At 48.0% G+C, this 15,473-nt stretch carries 16 protein-coding genes; 13 read left to right on the top strand and 3 right to left on the bottom strand.

What is annotated here, in order from left to right; all coding sequences use genetic code 11:
- Positions 1-177 precede the first annotated feature (177 nt).
- From paaA to HB364_RS04350, 8 genes are read left to right on the top strand one after another with little or no spacing between them, the layout of a single operon-like run.
- Positions 178-1,125: a 1,2-phenylacetyl-CoA epoxidase subunit PaaA gene (paaA, locus tag HB364_RS04385; protein ID WP_167286668.1), complete on the top strand. Its 948-nt coding sequence runs from the start codon at positions 178-180 to the stop codon at positions 1,123-1,125.
- 29 nt (positions 1,126-1,154) lie between these two features.
- Positions 1,155-1,541 (top strand): four helix bundle protein, encoded by a 387-nt coding sequence (locus tag HB364_RS04380; RefSeq protein WP_167286667.1) that lies wholly within the window; start codon positions 1,155-1,157, stop codon positions 1,539-1,541.
- 20 nt (positions 1,542-1,561) lie between these two features.
- The gene (paaB, locus tag HB364_RS04375; RefSeq protein WP_167286666.1) at positions 1,562-1,924 is read left to right on the top strand and encodes a 1,2-phenylacetyl-CoA epoxidase subunit PaaB; all 363 of its coding nucleotides are present in this window, start codon (positions 1,562-1,564) and stop codon (positions 1,922-1,924) included.
- Between the two features lie 37 nt (positions 1,925-1,961).
- Positions 1,962-2,765 carry a 1,2-phenylacetyl-CoA epoxidase subunit PaaC gene (paaC, locus tag HB364_RS04370; protein ID WP_167286665.1) on the top strand — a complete coding sequence of 268 codons (804 nt, stop codon included), beginning with the start codon at positions 1,962-1,964 and terminating at the stop codon, positions 2,763-2,765.
- 12 nt (positions 2,766-2,777) lie between these two features.
- Positions 2,778-3,275, top strand: a complete 498-nt coding sequence (gene paaD, locus HB364_RS04365; protein WP_167286664.1) for a 1,2-phenylacetyl-CoA epoxidase subunit PaaD — start codon at positions 2,778-2,780, stop codon at positions 3,273-3,275.
- Positions 3,276-3,308: 33 nt separating this feature from the next.
- The gene (locus tag HB364_RS04360) at positions 3,309-4,085 is read left to right on the top strand and encodes an enoyl-CoA hydratase-related protein (protein WP_167286663.1); all 777 of its coding nucleotides are present in this window, start codon (positions 3,309-3,311) and stop codon (positions 4,083-4,085) included.
- 25 nt (positions 4,086-4,110) lie between these two features.
- Entirely contained in the window at positions 4,111-4,557 is a 447-nt protein-coding gene (paaI, locus tag HB364_RS04355; protein WP_167286662.1) for a hydroxyphenylacetyl-CoA thioesterase PaaI, read from the top strand.
- A gap of 41 nt (positions 4,558-4,598) precedes the next feature.
- Positions 4,599-5,204: an acyltransferase gene (locus HB364_RS04350; protein WP_167286661.1), complete on the top strand. Its 606-nt coding sequence runs from the start codon at positions 4,599-4,601 to the stop codon at positions 5,202-5,204.
- Positions 5,205-5,223: 19 nt separating this feature from the next.
- On the opposite strand, the gene obgE is transcribed toward HB364_RS04350, so the two are convergent.
- Positions 5,224-6,231 carry a GTPase ObgE gene (gene obgE, locus HB364_RS04345; RefSeq protein ID WP_167286660.1) on the bottom strand — a complete coding sequence of 336 codons (1,008 nt, stop codon included), beginning with the start codon at positions 6,229-6,231 and terminating at the stop codon, positions 5,224-5,226.
- A 178-nt stretch (positions 6,232-6,409) separates the two neighbouring features.
- On the opposite strand from obgE, the gene HB364_RS04340 reads away from it, so the two are divergent.
- The 4 genes from HB364_RS04340 (at position 6,410) to HB364_RS04325 (ending at position 12,518) form a co-directional block, all read left to right on the top strand.
- A complete protein-coding gene (locus HB364_RS04340; RefSeq protein ID WP_167286659.1) occupies positions 6,410-8,821 on the top strand; it encodes a UbiA prenyltransferase family protein in 2,412 nt (803 codons plus the stop codon).
- Between the two features lie 258 nt (positions 8,822-9,079).
- On the top strand, positions 9,080-9,511 hold the full coding sequence (locus HB364_RS04335; RefSeq protein WP_167286658.1) for a hypothetical protein: 432 nt from the start codon (positions 9,080-9,082) through the stop codon (positions 9,509-9,511).
- A 185-nt stretch (positions 9,512-9,696) separates the two neighbouring features.
- Positions 9,697-11,859, top strand: a complete 2,163-nt coding sequence (locus HB364_RS04330) for a S46 family peptidase (RefSeq protein WP_167286657.1) — start codon at positions 9,697-9,699, stop codon at positions 11,857-11,859.
- A 191-nt stretch (positions 11,860-12,050) separates the two neighbouring features.
- Entirely contained in the window at positions 12,051-12,518 is a 468-nt protein-coding gene (locus tag HB364_RS04325) for an RDD family protein (RefSeq protein ID WP_167286656.1), read from the top strand.
- On the opposite strand, the gene HB364_RS04320 is transcribed toward HB364_RS04325, so the two are convergent.
- Positions 12,511-13,125, bottom strand: coding sequence for a DNA-3-methyladenine glycosylase family protein (locus HB364_RS04320; protein ID WP_167286655.1), 615 nt, complete (start codon positions 13,123-13,125; stop codon positions 12,511-12,513). The genes HB364_RS04325 and HB364_RS04320 overlap by 8 nt on opposite strands.
- Positions 13,126-13,176: 51 nt before the next feature.
- Here HB364_RS04320 and mnmD point away from each other — a divergent pair, with 51 nt between their 5' ends.
- The gene (gene mnmD, locus HB364_RS04315) at positions 13,177-13,848 is read left to right on the top strand and encodes a tRNA (5-methylaminomethyl-2-thiouridine)(34)-methyltransferase MnmD (protein ID WP_167286654.1); all 672 of its coding nucleotides are present in this window, start codon (positions 13,177-13,179) and stop codon (positions 13,846-13,848) included.
- A gap of 121 nt (positions 13,849-13,969) precedes the next feature.
- On the opposite strand, the gene cysS is transcribed toward mnmD, so the two are convergent.
- Positions 13,970-15,466, bottom strand: a complete 1,497-nt coding sequence (gene cysS / locus HB364_RS04310) for a cysteine--tRNA ligase (RefSeq protein WP_167286653.1) — start codon at positions 15,464-15,466, stop codon at positions 13,970-13,972.
- Between the last annotated feature and the right edge of the window lie 7 nt (positions 15,467-15,473).

Raw genomic sequence — 15,473 nt, 5'->3', positions numbered from 1 at the left:
AGTGGGTAAACCGGCCCTTTAAACGGTCCCGCCGGGATTTCCTCCTGGTATATTGATTCGACACTTCAGCACATTTTTCTGCTGCTTCAGCACACAAAATACAACAAAACAATAAGCTAACAACCGTTAGCGCGACTGCAAATAATAAATTACCTTTGAAACACTAAAATTGTCACCATGTCTGTGCAGGAACTGGAAAAACTTTTTCAGCATAAAGTCGATCAGGAAATCAAAATAGAGCCCAAAGACTGGATGCCTGATGCTTATCGCAAAACATTGGTGCGTCAGATCAGCCAGCACGCGCACAGTGAGATCGTAGGCATGCTGCCGGAGGGCAACTGGATTTCGCGTGCTCCCAGTCTCAAACGCAAGGCTATCCTGCTGGCCAAAGTACAGGATGAGGCCGGCCATGGCTTATATCTCTATTCGGCAGTAGAGACATTGGGCACTACCCGTAATCAAACCATTGAGGACCTGCACAGCGGCAAGGCCAAATACTCTTCCATCTTTAACTATCCTACGCTTACCTGGGCCGATATCGGCGCTATTGGCTGGCTGGTGGATGGAGCGGCTATCCTCAACCAGGTAATGCTCTGTCGTACTTCCTATGGACCTTATGCCCGGGCAATGGTGCGTATCTGTAAAGAAGAGAGCTTTCACCAGCGCCAGGGATTCGACATATTGCTGGTGCTTTCTAAAGGAACACCCGAACAACGCGCCATGTGCCAGGACGCTATCGACCGCTGGTGGTGGCCTTCCTTAATGATGTTTGGCCCTAAAGACAGTGAATCAACCCACTCCGATCAAAGCATGACCTGGAAAATAAAACGGAAGAGCAATGATGAGCTGCGGCAGCAGTTTGTAGACATGATTGTAGAGCAAGCCAAAATATTAAACATCACCCTGCCCGACCCTGAGCTCAAATGGAATGCACAGAAGGACCACTATGACTTTGGAGAAATTGACTGGGTGGAATTCTGGAATGTGGTAAAAGGTAATGGCCCCTGCAACAAGCAGCGCCTCGAAGCCCGCCGCAAAGCCTGGGACGATGGCGCCTGGGTCCGCGATGCCGCCGCCGCCCACGCCGAAAAACGGAAAATGAAACAAGAGAAGCGGGTCGCTTGATTATTGATTAATAATTATTAATTATTTCGATGGCTACGTATGATCATTTTTACGATCTACCGGTTTACAAGGCCTGCAGATCGTTCAGAAAAAGAATATCAGATGTTGTCAGACAGAAGTTTCCAGGTAATGAAGAATACAGGTTAAAAGCACAGGTACTTAATTCGAGCAGATCTGTTACAGCTAACCTGGCAGAAGGATTCGGAAGATTTCATCATCAGGAAAACATCCAATTTTGCAGGCAGGCAAGAGGCTCCTTAACCGAAACCATGGATCACATGATCATTGCATTTGACGATGGGTACATAAGTGACGAAATACTAAAAGAAATAAATACAGAATATAAAACTTGTCTTAAAGACCTAAACAGCTACATAAAATATTTAAAGACTGCTAAAGCCTCAGCAACCCAATAATCAGTAATAAATAATTAATAATGAACTTAAGGATAACAAAATACTATTACGGTGACATTCCTGAAGAGAGTGGCGGACCTTTCACTTCAGGAACCTCAGCTTCCGCAGAGTGGCCGCTGTGGGAAGTTTTCATCCGTAGCAAACAAGGTCTTGATCACAAGCACGTGGGCAGTCTACAAGCCGCCGACGCGCAGATGGCCATTGAAAATGCAAGGGACGTATATACCCGCCGTTCAGAAGGCATCAGCATCTGGGTAGTGGAAAGCAAACATATCCATGCCTCCAATCCCGATGATGCCGGCGCTTTCTATGAGCCTGCCAATGATAAAGTATATCGCCATCCTACATTCTATGACCTGCCCGATGAACTGAAGCACATGTAGGCGCTTGTATTGAACATTGAACATTAAACAATAACGATTGAACCAGTCATTAATCAATTATATCCTCCACCTGGGCGACAATACCCTCATCCTCTCACAGCGTAACAGCGAGTGGTGCGGTCATGGGCCGGTATTGGAGCAGGATATTGCCATTACTAACATTTCACTGGATCTCATTGGACAGGCCCGCAGCTTCTATCAATACGCCGCCACGTTAATAAACCAGGCTGATTCTAACTCCCCCTCCACCGGAGGGGGCCGGGGGGAGGCTTCCGAAGACTCCCTCGCCTACCTGCGTGATGAACGTTCCTTTAAAAACTGCCTGCTCACAGAGCTGACCAATGGCGATTGGGGACAAACCATCCTGCGACAATTCTTCTTCAGTGTATTCCAATACTTGTTGTACCAGCAACTGCAACAGTCAAAGGATGCTACCCTGGCAGCCATAGCAGAAAAATCCTTGAAAGAAGTCACCTACCACCTGCGGTGGAGCAGTGAGTGGGTCATCCGCCTGGGCGATGGAACAGAAGAAAGCCACGAACGTATGGTAAAGGCCTTGGGAGAATGGTGGGGCTATACCGGCGAATTCTTTATACCGGTTGATTATGAAACAGCCGCTGCTGCTGAAGGAACAGGCGTGGACGTAGCTGCTTTACAACAATCCTGGCTGAATAAAGTGCAGGAAGTTTTACAAGAGGCTACATTACCATTGCCCTCCCCTTTAGGGGAGGGAACCTATATGCATACCGGCGGTAAATCCGGCCGGCATACAGAACACCTGGGTTACATCCTGGCCGAAATGCAATACATGCAGCGCGCCTATCCCGGCGCTGAATGGTAATACTGTTGAACATTGACCACCACAACAAACATATCATCCATCTGGTCACTCCTGGAACAGGTCACTGATCCGGAAGTCCCGGTACTGTCCATCATCGACCTGGGTATCGTACGTGATGTGAAAGTCAACAACGATGAAGTAATCGTCACTATCACGCCTACCTACAGTGGCTGCCCGGCCATGGATGTCATCAGCATCAACATACGCCTGCTGTTATTGGAAAACGGGTACAGGAAAGTAACCATCAGGCAGGTACTATCCCCTGCCTGGACCACCGATTGGATGAGTGAGGCAGGCAAACAAAAGCTGGCAGCTTACGGAATAGCTCCTCCCAATCCGGTTCAGCAGGTGTGCAATACCCAACTGTTTGCCGAAGACGAAGCAGTGGCTTGTCCGCAGTGCGGTTCCTACAATACCCGCCGCATCAGTGAGTTTGGCTCTACTGCCTGTAAAGCCTTGTACCAGTGTAACGACTGCCAGGAACCTTTCGACTATTTTAAATGCCATTAAAACTTACCTAATTTTATTCCTCAATCTACATCCATGTCTTCTGTTCTTTTTCAACTTGACAACAACGTAGCTATCATTACGCTCAATCGTCCCGATAAGCTCAATGCCTTCAACCGTGAAATGGCTTTATTGCTGCAGCAGCAGTTGGATAAATGTGGTTCCATGCAGGAGGTGCGCTGCATATACATTACGGGCGCCGGAAAAGGCTTTAGTGCCGGCCAGGACCTGGCAGAAATTGTAGCTTCCGATGGGCCCACCATGGCACAGATCCTCAGTGAACATTATAATCCCATCATTGACCGCATTCGCAAAATACCCAAACCGGTCATTGCTGCTGTAAATGGTGTAGCTGCCGGCGCCGGCGCCAACATCGCCTTGTGTTGCGACATCGTCGTGGCCGCGCAAACAGCTTCCTTCATACAGGCTTTTTCCAAACTGGGCTTAATACCCGATAGCGGCGGTACTTACTTCCTGCCCCGCCTGATAGGCTGGCAAAAGGCATCGGCCCTGGCCATGCTGGGCGATAAAATAACAGCCGAAGAAGCCGAGCGCATGGGCATGATCTACAAAGTGATAGCAGGCGATGGATTTGCTTCCGATACCTTACAGCTTGCCCGGCAGGTGGCGCAAATGCCTACGCAGGGATTGGCGCTCATCAAGCAGGCCCTCAATCAATCTTTCACCAACAACTACCAGCAACAACTGGCCCTCGAAGACCAGTTACAGCAACAGGCCGCCCTTACAGATGATTACAAAGAAGGGGTCAATGCATTCCTGGAAAAAAGAACACCGCTCTTCAGCGGCAAATAATCAATTCACTTAAGCACATCAAAACATGCAGGCAGATCAATTGGCAGTACAGGTCGTTAACAAAATGATGGAACACGATGCCTTTAGCCAGTGGCTGGGCATACAGGTAATAAAAGTGCGCGAAGGATACAGTAAACTGCAAATGACCCTCCGGGAAGAAATGCTCAATGGCTTTGGGGTTATACATGGCGGCATCGCTTTCTCCCTGGCGGATAGTGCCTTTGCGTTTGCCTGTAACAACCGGAACAACCTCTCCATGGCATTGGATGTTTCCATCACCTTTACCAAAGCAGGTCAGCCGGGCGACATCTTTACGGCCGAAGCAAGGGAAATACACAATGGACGCAGTACGGGGCTGTACCTCATTGAGGTCACCAACCAAAACAACCAGCCGGTAGCCATATTCAAAGGGACCTGCTTCAGAACGGGCAGGGAATTAGTAACTGTTGAAGCCGAAACCGGAGAGGTGTAACCCTCTTCCAGTAATCAATCATTAATAATCAGTAATCAACCATGATCTACTCATTCAAGGGTTTCATTCCCGTTATTCATGAGTCGGCCTTCATCCATCCGCAGGCTGCTGTAACGGGCAACGTTATCATTGGAAAAAATGTATACGTAGGCCCCGGTGCGGCCATTCGTGGCGACTGGGGTGGTATCATCATTGAAGATGGTTGTAACGTCCAGGAGAATTGTACCATACACATGTTCCCCGGTGTTACTGTGCTGCTCAAAGAAGGGGCGCATATAGGTCATGGGGCCATCATTCACGGCGCTGTCATTGGGAAAAACTGCCTCATCGGTATGAACAGTGTCATCATGGACAATGTGGTGCTGGGCGATGAATGTGTGGTAGGGGCCATGTCATTCATCAGGGCCAATGAGAAAATCGCTGCGCGTAGCTTGCTCATGGGCAATCCGGCCCGGGTGGTAAAGCCCGTCAGCGATCAAATGATCCAATGGAAAACGGCCGGTACGCGCCTTTACCAGGCCCTCCCTGCCGAAATGTACCAGCACTGGAAACCTTGTGAACCTCTCCGGGAGGTCCCTGCCGATCGTCCTGCGCAGGAAACATTGTACCAAACCTGGAACAGCATAAAGGAGGGGGCAGATGAGTAAATACCAGGTGCTGCAGGACCTATGCCCTGTTGCTCTCTTCGTTTAACACTTTCCACAACAGGTCCTTAAGTTCCTGGATACCCTGTTGAACAACAGAAGAAATGAAAAGGTGTGGAACACCTCCCGGCAATTCCTTTCGGATGGCCTCCTTCAATTCATCATCCAGCATATCGCTCTTGCTGATGGCAATAATAAACTGCTTGTGCAGCAGCTCGGGATTATATTGGTCCAGTTCGTTGACAAGGATATCAAACTCTTTCTTATGGTCATTGCTGTCTGCGGGAATAAGGAATAACAGCACAGGATTGCGTTCAATATGGCGCAGGAAACGATGGCCAAGGCCCTTGCCTTCTGCAGCTCCTTCTATAATGCCCGGAAGATCGGCTATACAGAAACTTCTGCCATTACGGTATTCTACCATGCCCAGTTGAGGGGTGATCGTAGTAAAAGCATAATCAGCGATCTTGGGTTTGGCGGCTGTCATCACCGACAGTAAGGTAGACTTACCGGCATTGGGAAACCCTACCAGTCCTACATCAGCCAATACTTTGAGCTCCAGTACCTTCCAGCCTTCCTCACCTGGCTCGCCGGGCTGGGCATGTTCGGGCGCCTGGTTGGTTGGGGTGGCAAACTCGGCATTACCCAGTCCGCCTCTTCCACCTTTAATCCAAACAATCTCCTGCCCGTCTTCCAATATCTCGGCTTCCGTTTCTTCTGTTTCTTCATCGCGGGCGATCGTGCCAAGCGGTACTTCAATAATAACGTCTTTGCCACTCCGGCCGGTGCAATTATTGCCACTGCCACCTTCGCCGTTTTCGGCCAGAACGTTCTTATAATAACGTAAGTGAAGTAAAGTCCAGAGGTTCTTATTACCACGCAGGATAATATGGCCGCCCCTTCCGCCATTACCCCCGTCCGGACCTGCCTGGGCATTAAACTTGGTACGCATAAAGTGCTTACTACCAGCACCTCCATGGCCACTGCGGCAAAATATCCTGATCTGATCTACAAAGTTTGTCTTTTCCATTGCGAGGCGCAAAGATACACTAATTTAGGGGAGCGTCTTGTTGCGTACTAACTACATCCTGCCTTCCACTCATTACTCACTACTGACAACTCACTCCGAAGGAGTCCTTCGGACCACTCACATCCTGCCTTTCATTTAATTGCTTAGCTTTGGTAACTTACTAACCAATGCCTGTCTTATGTCAATACTTGACTCCAAGTTCTTCCGGACTTCCTGGTACCTGTTTTTATTATTGCTGCAATTCATCTCCAGGCTGCTCAAATCTGTATGGCTTTTCTTCCCCGGCATATTGTTCCTCGTGCTGGCCATGTGGTGCTTCTGGAGCCTTAACCAGGGTAAAGACATCATCGTAGCCTTTACCGAAAATCACCAGGCCAAGGCCTTCTTTTTTATTGCCATTGCCTTCTGGATCTATGTAAGCTGGTATTCAGCCCGGATAGTGGCTTACCTCAAAAAGGGCAAACAGGAAGACCGCATCATAAAGATCATGGAAGGCTGTCCACCTGAGGAGACAGAAAAAAATTTACGCAACAAGCAATTCTTCGACCTGCCGCCTGTATGGTTACAGACCTTTCCGCACATCATTGGCTATGCCTGCCTGCTGGTCATTGAAATGGCCGTTTTACAATCGCCGGTGCGGGGCGAGGCCGCTATCACTTCCGCTAAAGCAACCTGGTTCTTTTTCCTGGGCATGATCATCTCCTGGGGGCTCGATGGCATGGTTCGTGATTTTTCGGGGAAGAACCTGAAAGGATCACGCATCCTCTTTTATGCGCTGCTGGGGGTGTTCCTGTTGGCTGCTGTAGGGGTCATCAGCAATCCAAAAGGCTCTATCATGTTCCTGCTGTGGGTACTGCTCCTCTTGCATGGCGTCTTCCTGTTATACATCAACCTGCGTAAAAAAATAGTGCCCCCTGCCGTTAAAATAAGACCCTTCATCATCACCCGCTGGATGTACAGCGTAATGGGTTTTCTGCGTATACCCCGCACAGAAACAGGATACTTCCGGTGGTTTAATATTGTTGCCATGGCGGGGCTTATCGTATACCTGCTCACCATCCGGTCTATTGAAACATCCTGGCAATTAGGGCCCTTCCCTTTTGTCTTACTGGCGTTTGCTGTCTTGCTGGGCTTTGGTAACATCCTTACTGCCCTTTCGGTAAAAGTCAGCATCAACCTTCATTTCATCATATTCGCCATAGCCTTGCTCCTCGGGTCGGATGAAACGCATTATGTGCGCACCAAACGGTTTGATACAACTGCCCAGCATGGCGTCTATAACCAGCGGCAGGACCTGCAAACCTATTTCAGGAACTGGGTTAATGACCGTGGGGCTGCCATAGACAGTGCGGCCAACAACTACCCGGTCTACTTCGTATTGGCCAATGGAGGTGCTTCCCGCTCGGGATACTGGACTGCCTCTGTATTGGGAAAACTGGAAGATACTACCGCCGCCGGTAATGATCCTTTCTCCCGGCATGTATTCTGTTTATCCGGAACTTCCGGGGGAGGTGTGGGCGTTGCCACTTTCTTCTCGCTGCTGTATGAGCGGGAGAAAATGTCGAAGGAGGTGAACGTTTCTTACCTCCGTTCTGCCCGCCTGTTCCTTAAAAAAGACTTCCTGACCCATACCCTTGCCCACATGCTGGGGCCCGATTACTTTAAATACATTTTCCATGTTGACAATGATGACCTTTCCGACCGGGCAGGAGCACTCGAAGAAACGGTAGAAGCCGGCGCCCGCACTGTGAATGATACCCTGCGGTCTCCTATGGACCAGCCCTTCTCAAAAATGCTCGCACTGCGCAATCAACCTTATAACCTGCCGGTGCTTTGTATCAATACCACCCGTATGCAGGATGGCAATCCCGCTGTGGTCACCAACATCCGCTTAAACAAAGAGATCTTCAACAACCGCGAGGATGTAATGGACATTCTGAACGATACGCTCGATATGCGCCTGAGTACGGTGTCCATACTCGGTGCGCGCTTCCCATATATTAGTCCGGCCGGCCGGGTAGACCAATGGCTGCCCGAAAAAGTACGGGTAAAGAAAACCGATAGCATGCTCATCCACTACTTTGTAGATGGCGGCTACTTCGACAACTCCGGGGCAGGCGTAGTACAGGAAATGATACGCGCCATGCTCATACAGGCCGATACCACACAAGACCTGCAGTTCAAACAAAGAGTGGCCAAACTGCACTTCGTGGTGCTGCACATCACCAATAGCCCGGTAGGCGTTGCGCCGCTCGTCAGTATCAGTCCGTTAAAAAACGACCTTTCCTCTCCCATACTCACCATCCTTGGTGCGTATGATATGCAAACTACCGTAAACGATAAGCGGCTGATCAACTTCCTGAAAGATGTAGACAGGGATTCTATCTGTAAAAGCGCTGAATACTACCCCATCCATCTCTACAAAGATCCGGCTGAAAAGGAGGCGGAAAGAAAAAGAGGCGATACCCTCCAGGAAATACCCTATGCCATGAATTGGTTCATTTCCGATACCACACTCAAGCGAATGGACAACCGGTTATTGCAGCAACCTAAATTACAGGGCCTTATAAAGCGAATAGTTTCCCCGTAACCCATCTATGTTCTGTGTGTATTATTCAATTCGTGTAATTCGTCTCAAATTCGTGTTATAAGTGTTAACATAATAATTGCTTAACCCTCAATCCCTGCCTTTTATTTGTGCAAACAGATAAAAGGCTGTATCTTTATGTCATCTTCATTTTCCCTCTCTTCAATGATTGTTTCCCTTTCTTGATTGTGCTGCCTCCATGATTGCTTACTACCGCGATGCTTCCATACAACCATTAATCATTTAATTAAATCCCTTTGTATGAAAAAGCAATCCAGGTACAGTGTAAAAACCATCCTGCACAGTAAATTCGGCATCACGGCCCTCGTTCTCATCATCATGACACAGGCTGTCACAGCGCAAACCAGGGCAGTAGCTGTGGTGGAACCGCTGGCAGGTACCGCTACAGTAAAACACATTGGTAACCCGGCGGGCAGCATCGTGTTCCAGGTGCAATATGACAATCCCTCCGGGGATAAATTCACCCTCATCATAAAGGACAATGATGATGCGGTACTCTTTCAGGACATGTATACCGGTAAAAAATTCGACAAAAAATTCCAGTTGCCACAGGGCCAGGCCGATAAGCTCAAATTCATCATCAGGGGTACCAGGAACAATCACCTGCAAACCTTTGAGGTCAATACCAATACCCGGGTGATCGAAGAAATAGTCGTAAAAAGAGTAAGCTGATAACATTTCCGGCGTATGCCCATCATAGAGGAATATATTTAGCGAAGCAAACGAATAATTAATAATCCGTACCCCATAATTCCCTCGTTATCCGCTGTGTATGAAGTACATAACAGCCGGCTAACGAACGGTATTTAGTTGTTACAGAATTTTCAAGTACGTTTGCCGTCTAAAATAATCTCTTTATGAAGAAGCTTCTTATAGCGGTTGCTTTAATAATCTCTTTGTTCCGGTCATATGCCGACGAAGGCATGTGGCTACCCTTACTCCTGGGCCAGCAGGTATACAACGACATGGTAAAACGTGGCCTAAAGGTGACTAAAGACCAGTTGTACCACATCAACAAGGCATCCATCAAGGATGCGATCATCATCTTTAATGGCGGCTGTACAGGCGAGATCGTGAGCAATGAAGGGCTCATCTTTACCAATCACCATTGTGGTTATGATGCTATTGCCAAAGCCAGTACCGTAACCAGCAATTACCTCAAAGATGGTTTCTATGCCAAAAGCAAAGGAGAAGAGATCCCTTCTCAGGGACTATATGTTGAATTCCTCACTAAAATTGAAGACGTAACGAAAGAAGTGGAGGAAGCTGCCAAAGATGCTACCGGCGCCGATCGCATTGCCAAAGTGAATGCAGCCATTACCGCTATCAATCAGCGGTATTCTGATCAATCCAAAAGTATCATCGCCCGCGTAAGCCCTTTATTCAAAGGAAACCAGTTCCTGGTATTCGTTTACCAACGCTATACCGACATACGCCTTGTAGGGGCGCCATCCGAAAGCATTGGCAAATTCGGGGGTGATACCGACAACTGGGAATGGCCCCGCCATACCGGTGATTTCTCCGTATTCCGGGTATATGCCGGGAAAGACGGACAACCCGCTGCCTATGCTACAGAGAACGTTCCCCTCAAACCAAAATACTTCCTGCCGGTTTCTATCAAGGGAGTAAAAGACGGTGATTATGCCATGACCTGGGGTTATCCCGGCGGCACCAATCGGTATGAAACCTCTTTTGGGGTAAAGCAGAAACTGGACATCAGCAATCCTACCCTCGTTAAGCTGCGTGATATAAGGCTCAAATACATGTTTGAGCAAATGAAAAATGATCCTGCTGTTAAACTGCAGCTCGCCTCCAGCTATGCTTCCATCGCCAACTACTGGAAATTCTTTGATGGTGAAAGCAAACAGCTCATCAAATACAATATCTACGATCAGAAAAAAGCAGCGGAAGCCAAGTTCCAGCAGTGGGCCAATGGCAAGCCGGAATTTCAGAACATCTTCAGCGACTGGTCGGCCGCCTATGATGCCTGGAGGCCTTACAGCAAACACCAGGTATACCTCAATGAAGGTATCTTCGGATCACCCTTGCTGGCCTTTGCTGCCAGTCTGCAACAGGTAGAAAACGCCATCGTGAAAAAAGGAAGCTCTGCCGACATCAAAAAAGCGGTAGATGCCGCTAAAGAGGCCAGGGACAATTTCCTGAAAAGTGAAAACAAACCATCCGACCAGAACATCCTGGGTACAGTGCTCATGATGTACTACAACGACATTGATAAAAGTCAGCACCCTATTGGTTTCTATGAAAGCATGCGCGGCAGCTACGGTGATCTCAAAGACGAAGCAACCTATAAGAAGTTTGCCAACAACGTGTTTACCAACACCATGATCTTTGATGAAAACAAATGGACTGCCTTCACCAACAATCCGGATGGTACCGTATTACAGGCCGATCCGGCTTATGCCACCGCCACCGCCTTTGTAAAAAACTGGGTGGGTAAATACCTCCCCCAGTCTCAGCAATTCAATACAAAAAATGGAGAGCTGGGCCGTATCTACCTCAAAGGCATTATGAAGATGGATACCGTAAAAGCGAAGAAAATGTACCCCGATGCCACCTTTACCATGCGGGTAAGTTTTGGCAACGTAAAAAGTTACCAGCCACGGGATGCCGTAAAATATGACAATATCACCACGATGAGCGGTGTATTGGAGAAGTACAAACCCGGTGATTATGAATTTGATCTGCCGGCCAACCTGTTGGAACTGGCTAAAAAGAAAGACTATGGTCAGTATGCCGATCCTGTACGTAAAGATCTTGTGATAGGGTTCATTACTACCAACGACATTACAGGCGGCAACTCCGGTTCGCCCGTTATTGATGCGAATGGCAACCTCATCGGGCTGGCGTTTGATGGCAACTACGAAGCCCTGAGCCATAAAATAGCCTTCGATCCGGTATACAACCGCACCATTTGTGTAGACGTCCGCTATGTACTGTGGTGTATTGACAAACTCGGTGGCGCCTCCAACATCATCAAAGAGTTGAAACTGGTTAAATAAATCCCCATAAAAATACTTGCTCACAACCCCGGGGTCTGTCCGTTCTGGTCAGGCACGGGGTTTTACTATTTATCATAAGCATTAACACCTAAGTCATGATTCTCAGTACTTCCACTCTTTTTCATGTCAGTTATTTTGCGTTACTTGGTATTGGAAACAGACCTTGCCCAACCCAACCCAAACCAGATTTCATGAGCTTAACAGCCAGTGAAAACCTGCTGCAGGATATTGAACAGGAAATTTTATCCCAACAGGATGCGACCACCCAACTGCGTTTCGTCAATTACATAATTGACCTGCTCAGTTTTTATGCCATCATCATTACACTTATTTTATTAATTGCACTCACAGCCTATGGCGGCAGGATATTCCATGCTATAGAAAGCCTGTCCGACCTGTCGGATTTTGTAATACTCCATGTGCTGTATGGCTTCTATATGCTCATTGTAGAAGGTGTTTTCAAAGGAAAAACTTTGGGTAAGCTCATCACGGGCACCCGGGTAGTGCATCTGCATACCACTTCCTTTAGCTGGCGCGATGCCCTCCGGAGAGGTTTCATGCGTATGATCCCTTTGGAATACGTGACCGGCTGTGTAGGAAGTCCCTTCCATGATCAGTGGACAGCAACCCGCGTCATCAAAGAAAGAAAGACTATTTAGCCGGGCTATTATCTTTCCAGTGCCATAAATGGATACACGCATACGTGCGGTAAGGGCTCCATTTATCAGAAATGCGTAGCAGTTCTGCCCTGAACAGCTTCTTATCGGCGCGCTCCAGTTTATAGATGTTGACCATAGCATTTTGTATGCCCAGGTCATCAATAGCAAAAACATCTTCCCGGCCCAGCGCAAACATCAGCAACATTTCTACTGTCCAGCGGCCTACTCCTTTAATCTGGGTGAGGTAGACGATCACTTCCTCATTGTTCATCTTATTCAGCTTCTTCAGGTCCATTCCCTGCGCCAGGGAAAAGCGCGCCACATTGTGTACATAGTTGGTCTTGGCATTAGACAATCCGATGCTTCTGAGTGTGTCCAATGGCGTATCCAGTATCTGTTGTTCAGTAGGTTCCTTACCGCCGTATAAATTCAGGAAACGCTGGTAAATAACGTCTGCCACCTTGGTAGATAGCTGCTGGCTCATAATAGAAGCGCAGAGATAGATACAGATATTCTTCCGCTTCTTAAGTGTAAAACCATCATGCTTTTCAACAAGCTTTTTAAGACGTTTATCTTTCGATAAATGCAGCAGATAGTCTTTGCTCATAGTTTATGCATTAAAAGGTCGCGTTGTAAATTTAGGTGTTAATTTTGCTCCATGCAGCGAAATCTCATCATCACCGGCGATGGCTCACATTCTGTAGAAGTGCCGTATATGAACGTTACTTATCATTCTACACATGGCGCTATCCGGGAATCCCTGCATGTTTTTATAGAAGCGGGCCTTAAGCCACTCCTGCACCGGCAGGAAACCATACATATCTTTGAAATGGGATTTGGCACAGGCCTCAATGCTTTGCTCACGCTTATAGAAGCCACCAGGCATCAGCAAAAAATAAACTACCAGGCGGTAGAAGCCTTCCCACTGGAAAAAGAAATAGCGTTACAGCTAAACTACTGCGGGCAGTTACAGCAGCCGGAATGGGAACCGCTTTTTGAACAACTGCATACTTCGCCGTGGGATCAACCCATCACCCTCAATGCATGGTTTACGGTCCGGAAGCACCACACCACCCTGTTCGACATATCGATCAACCAGCCTGTTAATCTCATCTATTACGACGCCTTTGCACCCAACGCGCAACCGGAGTTATGGACAGTGGAAGTTTTTACAAAGCTGTTCGGTATGCTGGCCGACGGGGGCATCCTCGTCACCTATTGTTCCAAGGGCGATGTACGCCGGGCTATGCAGGCCGCCGGCTTTACAGTAGAAAAAATTCCCGGCCCCCCCGGCAAACGTGAAATGGTAAGAGCAATGAAAAAGCTGTGAGCTACGAGCTATGAGCTGCGAGCCAGAACTCCAACCCCTGGGCAGCAATATTGCTAAGTTTAGTCAGCAACTAAGAATCTCAGCGCTCGTAGCTCGCCGCTCGTGGCTCGAAGCTGTCTTCCTAATCAAACGAATAACTTACCCTTCCGTCTTTTTCATCCTTCAGTAAAATGCCCAACTGCTGTAACTGATTGCGTATCTTATCGGAGGTGGCAAAGTCCTTGCGGCTCCTGGCATCCTTCCGTATCTCGATCAGCAACTCCAGTACGCCGTTCAGCTTTCCGTCTTCATCAGCAGTCTCTCCTTTCAGTCCGAGAATATCTTCCAGGTAGGCTTTAAAATATTGTTGCAGGCGGATAAAAGTATCGTGGGAGATCGCTGTTATAGCAATATGCTTATCCCGGATCGAATTAATAACGGGCAATAATTCAAACAGGTTGGCCAGTACCTTTGCCGTACTAAAATCATCATTCATAAAATCATCCATCTCCGTCAGCAACCGGTTTATCTTATCATCCAAATCCTTATCGCCTCCTGCTGGATGCTGAATGCTGGATGCTAACTTCTTCAGGTTTTCATACCCTTCCCACAATCTTTTCAATCCTTTTTCGGCAGCCCGTAGCGCCTCATTGCTGAAATCAAGCGTACTGCGGTAATGGGTTTGTAAAATCGAAAAACGGATCGTCATGGGACTGTAAGCCTGCTCCAGCAGCGGATGTGTACCCGAAAACATCTCTGTCAGCTTAATCTGGTTATTATAGCTCTTGCCCATCTTCTTCCCGTTCACCGTGATCATATTATTATGCATCCAGTAGCGTGCCGGCACATGCTTATTGCAGATAGTGCTTTGGGCGATCTCACTTTCATGGTGCGGGAACTGCAGGTCCATACCACCGCCATGTATATCAAACTCCGTTCCCAGGTACTTGGTGCTCATAGCCGAGCATTCAATATGCCAGCCCGGAAAGCCTTCGCCCCAGGGACTTACCCAGCGCATAATATGCTGGGGTGGCGCTGCCTTCCACAAAGCAAAATCCTGTTTATTCTTTTTCTCATCCTGTCCCTCCAGTTCCCGGGTCGTTTCAAGTTGTTCGTCCATGACCCGGCCACTCAGTTTGCCGTATGGATACGTTTCTGCATACTTCTTTACATCAAAATATACCGACCCATTCACCTCATAGGCATAACCATCTTCGATAATCTTCTTGATCATTTCTATCTGCTCCACAATATGCCCGGTAGCCGTAGGTTCGATACTCGGTTCCAGGTTATTGAATTGCAGCATCGCCCAATGAAACAAATTCGTATATTTCTGTACCAGTTCCATGGGTTCCAGCTTTTCCAGCACCGCTTTATTGGCGATCTTATCTTCTGCCTCGCGCCCTTCCTCTTCAAAATGACCCGCATCGGTAATATTACGCACATACCTTACCTTATATCCCAGGTAGGTCAGGTAACGGTATACTACATCAAAAGTGATATAAGGCCGCGCATGGCCCAGGTGGCTTTCGCCGCTTACTGTAGGGCCGCACACATACATGCCCACATGTCCTGGCGTAATGGGGGTGAAAACTTCTTTCTGCCTTGTGTAGGAATTCAGGATCTTCAACTCACTCATAAAAACT

It is taken from the genome of Paraflavitalea devenefica (genome assembly GCF_011759375.1).
Classification (GTDB): Bacteria; Bacteroidota; Bacteroidia; order Chitinophagales; family Chitinophagaceae; genus Paraflavitalea; species Paraflavitalea devenefica.
Note: the sequence above shows the minus strand (reverse complement) of the source record. Positions and strands in the feature narration are given on the sequence as shown.